This window comes from Conexibacter woesei DSM 14684 (genome assembly GCF_000025265.1).
Lineage (GTDB): Bacteria > Actinomycetota > Thermoleophilia > Solirubrobacterales > Solirubrobacteraceae > Conexibacter > Conexibacter woesei.
Genome location: NC_013739.1, coordinates 890406 through 906073, shown reverse-complemented (window position 1 = coordinate 906073; position 15668 = coordinate 890406). Strand labels below are relative to the sequence as shown.

At 71.6% G+C, this 15668-nt stretch carries 11 protein-coding genes; 7 read left to right on the top strand and 4 right to left on the bottom strand.

Going from position 1 to position 15668, the window contains the following annotated elements; translation table 11 throughout:
• Positions 1 to 11: 11 nt before the first annotated feature.
• On the bottom strand, positions 12 to 905 hold the full coding sequence (gene sigJ / locus CWOE_RS04305) for an RNA polymerase sigma factor SigJ (RefSeq protein WP_012932347.1): 894 nt from the start codon (positions 903 to 905) through the stop codon (positions 12 to 14).
• Positions 906 to 1055: 150 nt separating this feature from the next.
• Here sigJ and CWOE_RS04300 point away from each other — a divergent pair, with 150 nt between their 5' ends.
• From CWOE_RS04300 to CWOE_RS04280, 5 genes are all read left to right on the top strand, one after another.
• Positions 1056 to 3926, top strand: coding sequence for a hypothetical protein (locus CWOE_RS04300; RefSeq protein WP_012932346.1), 2871 nt, complete (start codon positions 1056 to 1058; stop codon positions 3924 to 3926).
• 19 nt (positions 3927 to 3945) lie between these two features.
• The gene (locus CWOE_RS04295) at positions 3946 to 6687 is read left to right on the top strand and encodes an OmpA family protein (RefSeq protein ID WP_012932345.1); all 2742 of its coding nucleotides are present in this window, start codon (positions 3946 to 3948) and stop codon (positions 6685 to 6687) included.
• 139 nt (positions 6688 to 6826) lie between these two features.
• Positions 6827 to 7237 carry a YciI family protein gene (locus CWOE_RS04290; protein ID WP_012932344.1) on the top strand — a complete coding sequence of 137 codons (411 nt, stop codon included), beginning with the start codon at positions 6827 to 6829 and terminating at the stop codon, positions 7235 to 7237.
• 6 nt (positions 7238 to 7243) lie between these two features.
• Positions 7244 to 8467 (top strand): RNA polymerase sigma factor, encoded by a 1224-nt coding sequence (locus CWOE_RS04285; protein WP_012932343.1) that lies wholly within the window; start codon positions 7244 to 7246, stop codon positions 8465 to 8467.
• Between the two features lie 131 nt (positions 8468 to 8598).
• Positions 8599 to 8991, top strand: a complete 393-nt coding sequence (locus CWOE_RS04280; protein WP_012932342.1) for an SHOCT domain-containing protein — start codon at positions 8599 to 8601, stop codon at positions 8989 to 8991.
• Between the two features lie 44 nt (positions 8992 to 9035).
• On the opposite strand, the gene CWOE_RS04275 is transcribed toward CWOE_RS04280, so the two are convergent.
• A complete protein-coding gene (locus CWOE_RS04275; RefSeq protein WP_012932341.1) occupies positions 9036 to 9470 on the bottom strand; it encodes a VOC family protein in 435 nt (144 codons plus the stop codon).
• Positions 9471 to 9598: 128 nt separating this feature from the next.
• A complete protein-coding gene (locus CWOE_RS04270) occupies positions 9599 to 13003 on the bottom strand; it encodes an SdrD B-like domain-containing protein (RefSeq protein ID WP_041730095.1) in 3405 nt (1134 codons plus the stop codon).
• Positions 13004 to 13640: 637 nt separating this feature from the next.
• Here CWOE_RS04270 and CWOE_RS04265 point away from each other — a divergent pair.
• Together CWOE_RS04265 and CWOE_RS04260 are read left to right on the top strand one after the other, a co-directional pair.
• Positions 13641 to 14372 carry a cadmium resistance transporter gene (locus CWOE_RS04265; RefSeq protein ID WP_160165471.1) on the top strand — a complete coding sequence of 244 codons (732 nt, stop codon included), beginning with the start codon at positions 13641 to 13643 and terminating at the stop codon, positions 14370 to 14372.
• Positions 14373 to 14569: 197 nt separating this feature from the next.
• Positions 14570 to 14893 carry a YnfA family protein gene (locus CWOE_RS04260; protein WP_012932338.1) on the top strand — a complete coding sequence of 108 codons (324 nt, stop codon included), beginning with the start codon at positions 14570 to 14572 and terminating at the stop codon, positions 14891 to 14893.
• Positions 14894 to 15264: 371 nt separating this feature from the next.
• Here CWOE_RS04260 and CWOE_RS04255 read toward each other — a convergent pair whose 3' ends face one another.
• Positions 15265 to 15615 carry a winged helix-turn-helix transcriptional regulator gene (locus tag CWOE_RS04255; protein ID WP_012932337.1) on the bottom strand — a complete coding sequence of 117 codons (351 nt, stop codon included), beginning with the start codon at positions 15613 to 15615 and terminating at the stop codon, positions 15265 to 15267.
• Between the last annotated feature and the right edge of the window lie 53 nt (positions 15616 to 15668).

Below are 15668 nucleotides of genomic sequence, written 5' to 3'. Positions count from 1 at the left end.
CGGTCCTCGTGTCAGCCGCCGGGCCGGTCACCGGTTCGGTCGCCGGCGAAGCGGGCGGGGTTGGCGAAGTTGCGGATCGCGACGATCCGCCCGTCGGCGACGTCCAGCAGCGTGATCGCGTACTGGCCGGCCGCGCGGCTCGTGAGGCGCACGCCGATCTCGCCGTTGACGCGTACGAGCTGCGGGACGAGGTCGCGCGGCATCGCACCGGTGCGGCGCACGCCGGCGTAGAAGCGCGCGATCTGCTCGGCGCCCGCGATCGGCGTGCGGGCGACGTTCCCGTGGCCGCCACCGTCGGAGAACTGGATCGCGTCGGCGGCGAGCAGCTCGCGCAGCACGTCGACGTCGCCGGCGTGGGCGGCGGCCATGAACGCGACGAGCAGCCGCTGCTGCTCCTCCGGCGCGATCGGCCTGCGGCGGGCGTCGTCGCCGATGCGGTCGCGGGCCCGCTTGGCGATCTGACGCGCGTTGCCCGGCGAGAGCTGCAGCGCGTCGGCGATCTCGGCGTACTCGAGGTCGAAGGCGTCGCGCAGGACGAGCACAGCGCGCTCGACCGGGTTGAGCCGCTCCAGCGCGACCAGCAGCGCGACGCTCAGCCGCTCGGCCTCGATCGCCGCAACCGCCGGATCGTCCGGATCGTCCGGATCGGACACGAGCGGATCGGGCAGCCACGTCCCGACGTACGTCTCGCGCCGTGCGCGCGCCGAGCGCAGCCGGTCGATCGCCAGCCGTGTCGTCGTGGTGATGAGGAAGCCCGTCGCGTCGCGCACCTCGTCGCGATCCGCCGCCTGCCAGCGCAGCCACGCGTCCTGCACGACGTCCTCGGCCTCCGGCAGCTCTCCGAGGATCCCGTAGGCGACGCCGAGCAGGCGCGGGCGATGAGCGGCGAAGACGTCGTGCGTCACCGGTCGATCCTGACGTCGCGAGAGCGTCATGAACAGAGGACGAGACAGCCGCCCCGTCCGTGACAGCCAAGTCCGACTGAAGAAACGGGCCGAACCTGCCGAACACTGTACGGAAAGGTCCGGTTCGTCCCCCGCCCAGAGGTGCAGCGCATGATCCAGCCGTCCCAGTCAAGACGCCGCGTCGCGCGCGCGGCCGCGCTCGGCGCCGCCGTCGGCGTCCTGGCCGCGTTGCCGCCGTCTGGCGCCGCCGCCGCCAAGCCGGCGCACAAGCCGGGGATCATGACCGTCTCCTCGGTGCGCGTCGGCACCAGCGCAGCGCCGGTCGCGATCAAGGTGCGCGGCCTGTCGCGCGCCACGAAGCTGCGCGTCTGGGTCAACGGCAGACGCGCCGACCGCGCCTTCCACAAGGTGCGGGGCGGGACGCGCGTCGGCGCGCTCGCCGCGCACGACGGCCTGCGCTTCGGCAGAAACCGGATACGCCTGCGGGCGGACCGTCCCGACGGCTACCACGACATCGAGACGCGCACGGTCAGACTTGCGCGCTCGACCCCGATCGCCAGCGCCGGCGGCGACGTCACGACGACCGCCCGCACGATCACCGTCGGGCCCAAGCGCGCCGCGCTCTCAGGCAACGACGACGACCTCACGTCGCAGTGGCGGATCGTGCAGGAGCCGGCCGGATCGGACGCGGAACTGCGCGACGCGGACGAGACGCGGCCGACGCTGACCGACGCCGAGACCGGCACGTACGTCCTGCGCCACACCGTCCGCGACTCCGACGGCAGCGCCTCCAACGACACGCTCACGATCGGCGTGCGCCCGGACGACCCGCCGATCGGCGCCGCGCTCCACACGATCGAGCCCGGCACCGCGCGCATCACGATCGACGGCAGAACGGTCGTCGACAAGGGCGGGCTCCAGTACGCCGTGCTCGAGCGTGCCACCCGCACAGTCGTCAAGTCGGGTGGCTTCGACCCGAACAAGGAGGGCGCCGCCTCGCTGAAGGCAGTCGCCGACGGCTACGCCGCGACCGACGACCACATGATGATCGTCAGCCATTGGGGCGCGCGCGACCCGCTCGCCGCGGAGCGCCTGAACGAGCTGCTGCAGCGGCTCGGCGGAGCGCCGCTCAACAAGGAGGAGATGACCGCGCTCTACGCCGGTCAGCCGTTCACGTTCATCGGGCTGCCGGGCGCGCCACGCGGCTCCGCCTGGACCAAGATCCGGTTCGAGGGCGGCGAGCGCGATCCGGACATCGACGCCTACCTGCAGTTCAACGACGCGACGCAGCTGTACGACGTCGTCGACCTCAGACATCCGACGTTCGACACGCGCGTCCCCGGCAAGCCGGCCGGCACGAACACGATGCGCCTCAACGGCTCCGAGCAGACCGCGCGGCTCGACGGCGGCGTGACCGCCGGCATCCACGTCGTCGCCCTCAACGACCGGCTCAGAGTCGTCGAGAACAAGCTGCTCGCGACGAACGGCCCGGGCGACGACACCGGGCGCCAGGCGAGCATGGCCGGCGAGCTGCGCCGCATCGCCGACATCCCGGGGCACCCGACCGTGCTGCTGCAGACGGTCGGCAAGGTCAAGGCGGCGGGCGCCGCGTGGAACGACGCAGGCGAGCAGATCGCGCGGCTCGGCGGCAACCGCTGGGCGTTCAACGAGCTGCAAGGGCAGGACGACGCCGGCTACGCGCTCGTCGGCCGAGTCGACGCGGATCTCCCCGCGGTCGACGCGAGCCGCGCGCTCGACAACGACGCCTCACGGCTCGTCGGCAGCCTCGCGCGCACGCGCCGCAACAACTTCGAGCCGCTCGTGGAGGCGACGACGGGCAGCGTCAGCACCGCGCTGACCGACGTCGTCAGCCAGGCGCCGGAGGCGTTCCCCGCCGTCAACGCCGCGGCGATGACGTACCTCGCCAAGCGCCTGGACTTCTGCACCGACCAGCCGACGTGCGACCTCCGCCGCCTCTATTGGAAGCAGTACGGGCAGAAGTGGCTGGGCAAGAAGAGCACGCTGGAGACCTCGACCTACCCGGGCGGCAACCCGGGCTTCAGCGAGCAGGAGTTCAGAGCGACGCAGGCGCAGCTCATCGACGAGGTGAGAGCCCTCGCGAACATCTACACGTACTTCGAGGCGCTCAAGAGACCGTTCGAGAAGGCGCAGCGGGGCACGCAGGTCGACCTGCGCGACATCACCAACACCGTCAAGCGCGAGCTGAACCCCGGTGACGGCTGGAACACGACCGCGTGGAAGCTGCAGCTGACCTCCTACGCGGTCAAGGTCGGCGTGTTCGCCGGGCCGCCGGCGAGCTACGTGTTCGAAGGGATGTCCGCCGTCTTCGGCCTCGGCGCGTTCCTCAGCAACGAGACCGGACGCGCGACGCTCGCCGACAAGGTCCAGACCCGCGCCGACAGACTCGGCGACCAGCTCGCCGACTCCTACGACGCGGCCGGGAACAACATCGACACGCTCGCGCTGATCGTCGCCAGCGACTGGGGCAAGCTGCGCGTCGCGGGCTCGAGAGTCGACAACGAGTGGGCGCTGCCGCCGCGCGACGGCAAGGCGCTGATCGAGCTGCGCCGCGCCGCCCGCGTGATGGCGGCGAAGACGCTGATCACGGCCGCGTACCCGTCGCTCATCATGGCCAAGCCGCCCGTCGGCGACGCGAACGGCCTCGAGTGTCGCGAGCCGAAGACCGGCAAGGGCCCGCCGCCCTCCTCGCACCCGTGGTCGGGCATGAACGCCAACGTCCAGGTCAAGGTCGCCGACACGATCGACGGCCAGGGACGCTGGACGCGCAAGGGCGTCTTCATGGCCTGGAGCCAGAGCATCTGGCCCTCGGCCGCGGTCGGCGACATGCTGTTCAAGCCGCTCAACGCGCGCCCGACGCCCGGCCTGGGCCTCTCGAAGCTCGACCTGATGCAGCCGTTCAACTTCCAGGAGCCGCTGCGGCTGGCGACCGACAACGCCACGCACTGCGGGAGCGACATCAAGCCGATCTGGAACCGATGAATTGCCGCACCTGAGAACGATGCGCCTGGGCGCCACGGCCGTGGCGCTCGCCGCGCTGACGCTCCCCGCCGCGACCGCCCAGGCAGCCGCCTGGGCGGTGAGCGCCACCGCCGACACGCCGGTCGGGCAGGCCTGCCCGACCTTCACCGGCTGCTCGCTGCGCGAGGCGATCACGAGCGCGAACGCGAACCCCGGGCCCGACAGCATCCTCGTCACCGCCGGAACCTACGTGCTGGCCAACGGCGAGCTTCCGGTCACCGACGAGCTGACGATGGCGCGCGTCGGGGCGAGCGCCGCGACGATCGACGCGAACGGCCTCTCGCGCGTGCTGTCGATCGCGCCGTCCGCCGGCAGCGTGGAACTGCGGCATATGACCTTCCGGAGAGGCGTCGTGAGCGGCTCCGACTACGGCGGGGCGATCCGCGCCGGCGGCGTCGACCTCACGCTCGAGGGGATGCGCTTCGAGGCCAACACGGCCGAGAGCGCCACCACCGCGGCGGGCGGCGCGATCTACTTCCAAGGCGGCGGAACGCTCTCGATCAGCGGCGGCGCGTTCGGCTCCAACAGCGCGCGGGCGACGGGCATCCACGGGGCTGACGGCGGGGCGATCATGTTCGACTCCGCCGGCACGCTCACGATCGACGGCACGACCTTCGACGGCAACAGCACCAGCTCGACGGGCTCGGTCGCGGGCGGCGGGGCGATCCGCACGGGCCCCGCGACCGTGTCGCTGACCGACGTGCGTCTCACCGGCAACGCCGTCACAGGCAGAGGCGCGGCAGGTGGCGCGATCCGCGTCTTCGGCGCTGGTGCGCTCACGTTGACGGCGACGACCGCGGACGCCAACTCGGCGACCTCGACGTCGGGCATCGCGATCGGCGGGGCGATCTCGGTCACCATGGGCACGGCGACGATCGTGCGCTCGACGCTCGACGGCAACAGTGTCTCCAGCCCCCTGTCCGGCGTCGGGGACGCGCGCGGCGGCGCGCTGCACGCGAACGGGACCGCGCTGGTCCACAGCAGCACGCTCACGCGCAACAGCGTCGTTTCGAGCGACCCGGCGGCCGCCCGCGGCGCCGCGCTCGCGGGCGACAGCGGCAGCGGCACGTTCACGATCGCCGGCTCGATCGTGGCGGGCAACGGGCCGCTGAGCGCAGGCGACTGCGGCGTTGCCGCCTCGTTCGTGGACGGCGGCTACAACCTGCTCGGAACCGGCGGGAGCTGCACCGCCGGGCCGACGAGCATCGGATCCGACGACCCCGAACTCGCGCCGCTGGCGGCGGTCAGAGGGCAGTGGGTCGCGCTGCCCGCCTTCGGCGGCCCCGCGGTCGACCTCGGCCCGGCGCTCGGCTGCGCCGACGCGACCGACCAGCTCGGGACGGCGCGGCCGCAGCTCGCCGGATGCGACGCGGGCGCGGTCGAGCTCGCGCCGCCGCCGCTGCCCAACACGACGATCACCGACGAGCCTCCGTCGATCTCGGGGCCGAACGTGCAGTTCTCGTTCTCAGGCGTCTCCGTGACCGGGTTCGAGTGCAGCCTCGACGCCGCCGCGTTCGCGCCGTGCACGTCGCCGCTGACGCTGACCGGGCTCGGCGACGGCGCGCACGAGCTGGCGGTGCGAGGCGTCAACGGCCCGCCGCGGCAGGTCGACCCGACCCCCGCGACGTACAGCTGGACGGTCGACACGACCGCACCGCCCAAGCCGACGATCATCGCCGCCCCGCCGGCACAGTCGAGCGAGACGAATGCGACGGTCGTCTTCGCGGGCGAGCCGGACGGCTCGTTCGCGTGCGCGCTCGACGGCGGCGCGTGGAGACCGTGCGTCAGCCCGGTGCGCTTCGACGGCCTGGCGGTCGGCGCCCACACGATCGCCGTGCGGCAGACCGACGTCGCAGGCCACACCGGTCCCGCGGCGGAGGTCGCGTTCGCGGTGACCGAGCCGGCGAGACCGGAGCCACAGCCGAGAGCAGAGCCGCAGCCGGTGGCGCAGCCGCAACCGAGGACCGATCCGGCGCCGCAACCGCAGACGCAACCGCAACCGAGAGCAGAGCCCGCGCCGCCGGCGAGACCCGCGCCGCCCCCGCGCCGCGCGACGCTCGTCTCGCCCCCGACGGCGGTCGCCCGCGGCGCGCGTCTGACGGTCGGCTGTGCGCTCGACCGCGGCGCCCTGCGCCGCTGCGCGGTCGACGTGCTCGTCGCGACCGGCGGCGGCAGAGGCGGCACACGCGGCACGCTGCGGAGAGTCGGCCACGGCCTCGCGACGTTCACGGACGACGCGCGGCGCGGCGCGGTGCAGCTGCGGCTCGACGCGCGCGGGCGTCGTGCGGTCGCGCGGCTCGGCGGTGCGAAGCTGACGCTGCGGCTGCGCGCGACGGCAGCCGACGGCACGCGGCTGCGGACCGTGCGGACGCTCGTGGTGCGGCCGCCTTCCGTGCTCGTGATCCCGTCGGACGGGCAGTTCGCGACCGACTCGGCGCGGCTGCTGCCGGCCGGCGTACGCCACCTGCGCCGGGTCGCCGCCGACCTCGACGGCGCGCGCTCGATCCGCAGCGTCGGCCACACCGACGCGCGCGGCGACGCCACCGCGAACCGCGCGCTCGGCCGCGCCCGCGCCGCGGCCGTCTGCGCCGTGCTGCGCCGCGCCGGCGTCCGTGCGCGGCTGCCGGTCGCGAGCGCCGGCGAGTCCCGCCCGCGTGCCGACGACGCCACCCCTGCCGGCCGCGCGCTCAACCGCCGCGTCGAGCTGGTCGTCGCCTACTGAGCCGCGGCCGCTCGAACCTCGGGTTGGTCGCGACGGTGTCGTCGGTGAGTGATTGCATGTCGAGAAGCAGCGATCGGCTCCGCTCATCACGTGAACGGCCGCGACAGGCGCGGCCCACGACATCAGGAGACCAACCACCATGCCCAAGTACCTGCTCCTCAAGCACTACCGCGGCGGACCGCAGCCGCACCTTCCCTGCCCCCCGATGGACCAGTGGGCGCCCGAGGACGTGGAGGCGCACATCGCCTTCCAACGGCACGTCTGCGAGCTGCTGGAGCAGAGCGGCGAGTACGTCGAAGCACAGGCGCTCACGCCGGCACGCACCTGGGTGCGCTACGGCGGCCCGGACGCCGCGCCGGTCACCACCGACGGCCCGCTGCCCGAGACCAGCGACCTGGTCGCCGGCTGGTTCATGATCGACGTCGAGTCGCACGAGCGCGCGGTCGAGGTGGCGGCGTACGTCTCCTCCGAGCCCGGCCCGGGCGGGGAGCCGCTGTACGAGTGGATCGACGTCCGGGAGGTCATGTCCGGGGCGCCGGCGGCGGACTGATCCGGCGTGGTCGACGAGCCGACGCGACGGCTGGACGAGGGCGCGCTGCGCGCTCTCGTCCCGCAGGTGCTCGCGGGGATGGTCCGGCGCGGCGAGGAGTTCGACGCCGCCGAGGACGCGCTCCAAGAGGCGCTGCTGGAGGCGCTGCGGGTGTGGCCCGAGCACCCGCCGCGCGATCCGCGCGCGTGGCTGACGACGGTCGCCACGCGGCGGCTCGTCGACGCGCGCCGTAGCGAGGCCGCCCGGCTGCGCCGCGAGGAGCAGACGTACGCCGAGCCGTGGTCCATCGCGACGACGAAGGGCGACGACACCCTCTTCCTGCTGTTCTGCTGCTGTCACCCGGAGCTCGCGCCCGCTTCCCAGGTGGCGCTGACCCTGCGCGCCGTCGGCGGTCTCACGACACGGGAGATCGCCGACGCCTTCTACGTGCCGGAGGCGACGATGGCGCAGCGGATCAGCCGGGCCAAGCGGGTCCTGGCCGGCCCGCCCGTTCGTCGCCTGGACCAGCCCGGCGACCTCGCCGTCGTGCTGCGCGTGCTCTACCTCGTCTATACGGCCGGTCACACCGGCCCCAAGACCGGCCCGCCCGCCCAGGACCTGGCCGGCGAGGCGATCCGGCTCGCCCGCCAGCTCACCCTCGCCACCGAGGAGCCGGAGGCGCGCGGGCTGCTCGCGCTGATGCTCCTCAACCACGCCCGGCTGCCAGCGCGGCTCGACTCGGAGGGTCGCATCGTCACGCTCGACCGGCAGGACCGCGGCCTGTGGGACACCCGCGAGATCGCCGAGGGCGTGCGCGTCCTGCAGTCGGCGCTGGCCGTCGAGCGCCCGGGCCGCTACCAGGTCGAGGCCGCGATCGCGGCCCTCCACGACGACGCGGCGAGCGCCGAGGAGACCGACTGGCCGCAGATCCTCGCCTGGTACGACGACCTCGTCGCGCTCACCGACGACCCAGTGCGCCAGGACCCCGCCGCCGTGCTCGGGCGCGCCGTCGCGGTCGGCCACGTCCTCGGCGCTGCCGCGGGGCTGCGCGAGACCGACCGGCTGTGCGACACGATCGGCGAGCGGCACCGCTGGCACGCCGTCCGCGGCCATCTGCACGAGCTGGGCGGCGACCTCCCTGCGGCCGCGGCGGCCTACGCCGAGGCCGCCCGCCGGGCCACGAACGTCGCCGAGCGCGACCACCTGGTCCGCCAGGCCGCCCGCACGAGGGCCTCAGGGTCGAGGGAATGACGCGCAAACGGGCGACGCCGGGGTCGGGGTCCTTCGAGACAAGAACTTGACCCTCCCGACGCCCCACAATACGGTGCTCTTGATCTAGCCGCGGCTCACCGCGGCGTGCCCACTCGGACCGGGAGCATCGTATGCCGTTGGTCTTCGCTGATTTCACGTTCGGTCACGCGCTGCTGACCGTCGTGGAGATCTTCTTCTTCGTGATCTGGGTGTGGCTGTTCATCACCATCGTGATGGACCTCTTCCGCGACCATGAGCTGTCCGGTGGCTGGAAGGCGCTCTGGTGCCTGTTCCTGATCGTCGTGCCGTTCGTGTCTGCGCTCGTGTACCTGATCTTTCGCGGCAACGGCATGCGCGACCGCGCGATCGCCCAACAGCGAGAGATCCAACAGGCGACCGACGCCTACATCCGCGACGTCGCCCCGTCCCCAGCCGACGAGCTGACGAAGCTCAGCGAGCTGCGCGACAAGGGCGCGCTTTCCGATGAGGAGTTCCAACGGCTCAAGGCCAAGATCGTCGGCTGAGGCACCCTGGCGCAGCTGGCGCGCCATTCGCTTGCGAGGTCGCGTCAGAGTTCTTGGGCGAGCCCGAGGAGCAGGCCTTCAGGCCCGCGGACGTAGCAGAGCCGATACGCGTCCTCGAACTGGACCACGTCATCGCTGACGAGCTGCGCGCCGTGCTTGCGGAGCCGAGCGAGCGTCTCGTCGATGTCATCCACCGCGAACATGACGCGGAGGTAACCCAGCGCGTTCACCGGGGCGTTCCGGTGATCGGCAACCACACGCGGCGCGAGAAAGCGCGAGAGCTCGAGCCGACCGTGACCGTCCGGCGTACGCATCATGGCGATCTCGACGCGCTGGTCGCCGAGGCCGGTGACGCGCCCGGCCCACTCCCCTTCCACCATGGCTCGACCTTCGAGCTCGAGGCCGAGTTCACGGAAGAACTCGATCGCCGCTGCCAGGTCCTCGACGACGATCCCGACGTTGTCCAGCCTGAGTGCCATCTGGCCAATCTACATCGTGGCCCCGAGTGGACCGGCCAGGGCGACGACGGTCCGCCGGCGAGTGTGGTCGCGACGGCCCCGCGGGAGATGCGGAGCCGTCGCTCGGTCGGGGTGGTTGTCCGGAGGAACTAGCCCGTGACGCCGCCGGCCTTGATCTGGCCGCCGATCACGCGGACGGCGCGGTTGGCGCGTCGCGTGTTCGCGTCGCGCGCGGTCGCGACCGCGCGGTTCACTTTCGTGCCGGTGGTGCCCCGCAGCGCCCGCACCGTCATCCGGTAGGTCCTGCTCTGGCCCGGCTTGAGCACTTTGGCGGTCCAGCAGTAGCGGCCCTTGACGAGCTTCGCCTTCGGGGTCGCCTTGACGAACGCCAGGCCGGCCGGCAGGTCGTCGCACGTGCGCACGTTGCGCAGCGTCACTCTTCTGCTCGGGTTACGGACCTTGATCGTGAACGTCGCCCGCTGACCCGCCCGCAGCACGCTCCGATTGACCGTCTTGGTCAGGCCCAGATCGACTCTTCTGACCACGACTCTCGCCGGATCTCTGTTGTTTCTCGGCGTCGGATCTCTCGGCGTGCCCGGCGGAGGCGGCGGCACGTCGACGACACCCACGTTCACCGATCTGCCCGCCCTGACGGCTCTCGCCATCACGGTGACCGCCACGCGCTGACCCTCTCTCAACGTGCCCAGCTCGCAGCGCACGTCATCGCCTCTGCTCGTGCACGTCCCGACCGGCGTTCTCGCGCCGGTCAGCGCGAGCTGCTCCGGCAGCCTGTCTGTCACGAAGACGTCTCTCGCCAGACCGGGGCCGTTGTTTCTCGCCGTCAGGGTGTACGTGACCGTCTCGCCGAGCTTGACCGTCCCGGCCGACGCGGTCTTGACGATCGAGAGGTCGGGCTGCGGGATTCTGACCTCTCTTCTGTCTCTGTTGTCTCTCGGGTCTCTGTCGCCGGGCGATCTGATCTCGGCGTTGTTGATCGCCGTCCCCGCTCTGTGCGCGACCGCCGTCACCGTGACCGTCTCGGTCTGACCCGGCTGCAACCGGCCCAGCTCGCATCTCACGCTGTTGCCCGCCGTGGTGCACGAGCCCTTGCTCGTTCTCGCACCCGTCAGCTGCAGCTGCTCGGGCAGGTTGTCGGTGACGACGACGTCGTCGGCGACCGCGGGCCCGTCGTTTCTCGCCGTCAACGTGTACGTGACGGTGTCGCCGATCTTCGCCGTCGGCGAGGAGACGGCCTTTCTGATGCTGACGTTGAACCACCAGAAGCCGAAGTCGTGCGTGTGGTCGTTGTGACCGGCGGCACCCGTTCTGAGCGGATCGACGACGTAGCGGCCCGACACGACGCCGTTGGAGTCACGCAGGTCCGCGCTTCTGTGGTCGCCCGTCGGGGAGAACCCGGCCAGTGGCGCCTGGTCGAGCGGGATCCGCACCGTGTAGTCGGTGTTCGGCTGGATCGCGCCCGGCACGTTGCTCTCGTTGAACCAGTACTGGCCGTTGGCGTCCGTTCTCGTCGTCGCGATCACGTTCCCGCTCGCGTCGAGCAGCTCGACGAGCACGTCGGCGATCGCGGGCTCGTTCGGATCCTGCACGCCGTTCTTGTCCGGATCGAGCCAGACGTAGTTGCCGATCTCGATCGGCGCGGAATCGCACAGCGCCTCCAGGTCGCCGAGGCCGTTGGACTTGCCGAAGTTGCCGCCGTCGCCGGTCCCGGAGTAGACGAGGAAGCCCTTCGCGCGCGCGCCGTCGTCGTTGCCGAGGTACAGCACGCCGCCCGACGAGTTCGGGCCTCTGTTCAACGGGTCGGCGCACGCTGTGACCGGCGGGCCTGTGGTGGGGCAGTCATCGACCGAGTTGATCGTCGTCTGACGCAGCTCCGGGAAGCCGGGGATCGTCAGCAGGCCGCCCATCCCGGTGTAGTCATGCCCGCCTCGCGGATCGGGCTGCCGGAACACGTTGTAGGTCTGGTCCCAGTAGAAGAGGCCGTCGCCCGGACCATATCTGGCGAAGTTCTGGCCTCTCGAGGCGGTCAGGCCGCCGCAGCTCGCGTTGCTCTCGAGCTGGTAGGCGCCTCCCGCCGCGCACGCCCGCAGCGCGTAGCCGGATCCGATGCCGTTCTCCAGCGGCGCCGGAGCGCCGTCGGGGTAGAACGAGGCGGTGCCGAGCTGGTCGGCCCAGCGATCGCGGATGCCGAGCACCATGTCGTCGCCGACGAAGGCGATGTCAGACAGCATCGGCTGCCCGTACTGGTACTGCTTGATGACGCTGTCGGCCCACGGATGCCAGTCGGCCGACGCATCGGGGCTGACGCAGTCCTCGGCCGGGAACGTGGTGGATCTGAAACGGTGGTTGCAGATCCGGTCGGCCGCCAGCGGCGTGTCGAGCACCGGGCTCGGGCTGAAGGCGCCGGTCGCCGGGTCGAAGGTGTAGACGTACAGTCTCAGGTTCGCGTTGGCCGTCTGCGGCGGAGCGCCCGCGCTCGCCATCGAGCAGACGCCGCCGACGTAGACCAGCCCGTCCTTCCACGCGACGCTCTGCGGCCGCGCGTCGCCGGCCGGGACGCACGGGCTCGGGATCGTCCACTTGCCGGCAGAACCCGGAGCCGGTCTCGAGCCGTCGGCGGGGATCGGCACGCGGATCAACTCGCGGGTCGCGAGGCCGACCGTGAACAGCTGCGTGCCGCCCAGGTCGGTCGCGAGGTTGCCGAGGCCGCTTCTGCCGACGGCGTCCCACGAGTTGGCGTCGGTATCCCAGCCGCCCGTGCCGCGCGTCGGGTTCCCCGCCGGTCTGCCGGCCAGGCTGTTGACGTCGAAGAAGACCGTCGCGTTCGGCGTGCCCGCGTTGGCCTGGTCGACGTCGGTGCGATAGATCGCCCCGGCGCCGCCGGGACCGTAGTCGGTGTGCCGCTTGGTGTACGCGGCCGAGTACAGGAAGTTCGCGTCCTGCGGATGAGCGACGCCGAAGATCGTCCCCACCTGTCGGTAGCTGGCAGCCGTCACCTCGCCGGGCAGTCTCGACCCGATCGGGACCGGCACCGTGTCCTCCGGCGTGCTCTCGGGCACCAGCCGGAGCGCCGCGTTGTCAGCATGCGTGCCGGTGTGACCACCGAACTCCATGCACGCGATCGCCAGCTGCGGGTTGTCCTGACAGAAGTTCGCCGGCTGCAAGACGCCGACGTCGGCGCCGACGACATTGCCGCCAGAGAGGTCGACGAACTGCACCGTCGTGCCCGATCTCGCGCCGTGACGCGCCGGCTGATAACCGGCCGGCAGACCGGTGAACTCGAGCCGCACTCTCGCGGCGGGATCCGGGACGTTCAGGCCGTAGGTGCCGTCGGCGGCCGTCGTGCCGCTCGCGAGGACGGCGCCGCCGGGACCGTACGCGGTGACGGTGATCCCGCCGACGCCGCGGTCGACCTGCGGCGAGCTGTTGCGCACGCCGTTGTCGTTGAAGTCCTCGAACGCCGTGCCACTGACCGTCGCCGCCGACGCAAGCGCCGGCAGTGTCAAGAGGGCGGCAGACGCGAGCAGCGGCGCCACCCAACGACGCCGACTCGGCGGGGCCGCGCGCAACCTTCCACGTTTCATACGACTCTCCATTTCATGGCCGTGCCTCCTCAGGCATGCCGAGACGGCGACTGGCCTTACGCAGCCACGTTCGTCGCGAACTCGTCGCGCGCCAACCGACTGTTGATGGGATCTGGCGGCCCACGAACGCCGCTTCCAGCGACGCAGGGGCTACTGCGGCGCGCGATCAGGACGCGCGCGCGGCTCGACGCAACGGTCGAGTACCGACTGAATTGGGTGACGAGCGGTCCCTGCCGACCGCCGGCACGACGACACCTCCACCTGGATCCGACCCGCGCCGTCCAGCAGCCATCCTGTACTGAAGCAGCGCCCGCAACTTGGCGCACTGCAGCAAACCAGGCACCCCGCCGCGCATCAAGGTGTGCGCCGTTCAACACTCAAGTACTGGAGGTTTTCAAGCGGAACGCGCCACGAGCGGGGCCGGAAACTTTGCACCGAATTCATGCGAGCGTTCACGCGCCAAGGCGCTCAACCGGGGTTGAGCGCAACGTCGAGGGCTACGCCGGAATCGGCAAGGCGCGGCTGCTCGAGGCGATGCGCGCACTCGCCGCGCAGCGCGGCCGGCGACGGTGCTGCCGGGCGCGCACGCGTGAGCGCGCACGCCATGACAGGCAGCGTTGGCGCCACTGCGCCCGGCCCGACGGTGGGGCCCCCGTGTCTGCATTGGCCTGCCGAGCTGTCAGCACGCGCGGTGCCACATCGGACATACGATCCGCGCTCTGTGCCGGTGATCGAGACTGTTGCGACGGCGTCGGCGGCGTTCGCAGCCACGAACGTTGACGACATCGTCCTGCTGTCGGTGCTGTTCGCCCGCCGCGACGACCGGTTTCGGACGCGGCACATCGTCGCGGGGCAGTTCCTCGGCTTCGCCGCGCTGGTCGTCGCCAGCCTGCTCGCGAGCGTCGGTCTGCTCGCGCTGCCCGACGAGGCGATCGGCGCGCTCGGGCTCGTCCCGATCGCGCTTGGCCTGCGTGGTCTGTGGCTTGCCCGGCGAGCGAACGCTGACGAGGACGTGCTGGCCGAACGCCAGGTGATGACGGCGACCGGCGTGGCCGGCATCACGATCGCCAACGGCGCCGACAACGTCGCGATCTACGCGCCGTTGTTCGCTACGGTCGGAGCCGGCGACACCGCGATCACGCTCGTCGTCTTCGCAGGGCTGATCGCGGTATGGTGCCTGGTCGGCGGGCTGATCGGCTCACGGCCCGCGGTGATCCGCGCCGTCGCCTGGGCGGGCCACTACGCGATCCCGTTCGTACTGATCGCACTCGGCATCTTCATCGTCGCCGAGTCAGGGCTGGTCAACACCCTGCTCGACTGACCCTGGGCCGCGCCGCAACGCGGCGCTCGTCACCCGAGGTGCGTCAGCGGCAGGAACGCGGCGCGATCCGTCCCTTCGGGCTGTTGGGCCTCTGAGTCGAAGAGGGCTCGGGTGTGCGCCTGCACGGGCGGCGGTCCAGCCGTCAGTGCTGACGCGAGCGAGCGGCCGAAAGCGCGTGGCCTGGCAGGATGCCGCGCATGACCGGCCGCTCGATCGCGCTCTTCGTCGCCGCCGCGCTCGCCGAGATCGGCGGCGCCTATCTCGTCTGGATCGGCATCAAGGAACACAAGGGCGCCCTGGTCGTCGCGCTCGGGATCGTCGCACTCGGCCTCTACGGCGTCGTCGCCGCGATGCAGCCCAGCAACGAGTTCGGTCGCGTGCTCGCCGCCTACGGCGGCGTCTTCATCATCGGCTCAATGCTCTGGGGCATCGCCTTCGACGGCTTCCGGCCCGACCACGCCGACCTCATCGGCGCGACCCTCTGCCTCGTCGGCGTCGGCGTGATCATGTACGCCCGCTGAACCCGACCAACCCCGGAACGACGAAACCCCGCACGCTGGCGGGGCTTCTGAAAGGTCCCTGAGGCGGGAGCGACCGGGGTCAAATTCACGTTCGGCACCCCATCGAGATTCGCGACTGAGCGGCATCTCGGGTTCAGCGAAGGCGGATCTCGAACACCATCCCGCGACCAGGTATCGATTGGTGGCGGTGCGGACCTGTCTCGATCCGCGCCTGGGAAGGATCGGCCGGGACAGGGCTCGGGCTGGTAGATTGCGCGATTGGTGTGGCTTTCGGGACCTTCTCGCCGCACGTGAAATCCAGCCGCGCTCGCGGATCGCGGCGAGGTCGCTCGCGTGCGCCCGGGCCTTCGGTGGCTGGGGCGACACCTGTGCTAGGCGAAGGCCCGCCGGGCGGGTGGGATCCCCAGCTCGTCCATCCGCCGGTCGCCCCACTGCGCCAGCGGGATCAGCGCCTCGTTGAGCGTCGCGCCGGCCGCGGTCAGGGAGTATTCGACGCGCCGCGGGATCTCGTCGTAGACCTGCCGGTGGACGAGGCCGTCGGCCTCCAGCTCGCGCAGCTGCTGGGTGAGCACCTTCTCGCTGATCTCTCCGTGAAGCGCGCGGCGCAGCTCGCCGAAGCGATGCGTGCGCTCGAACAGCGCGCAAAGGATGAGCGGCTTCCACTTGCCGGCGACGACGTCGATCGCGGCGTCCGCGCCGCAGCTGTAGGGAGGGTTGCGCATCGGCTCGCTCCGTCCGGTGGATGCCACGACCTGCATCGGACGATAGCGAGCCA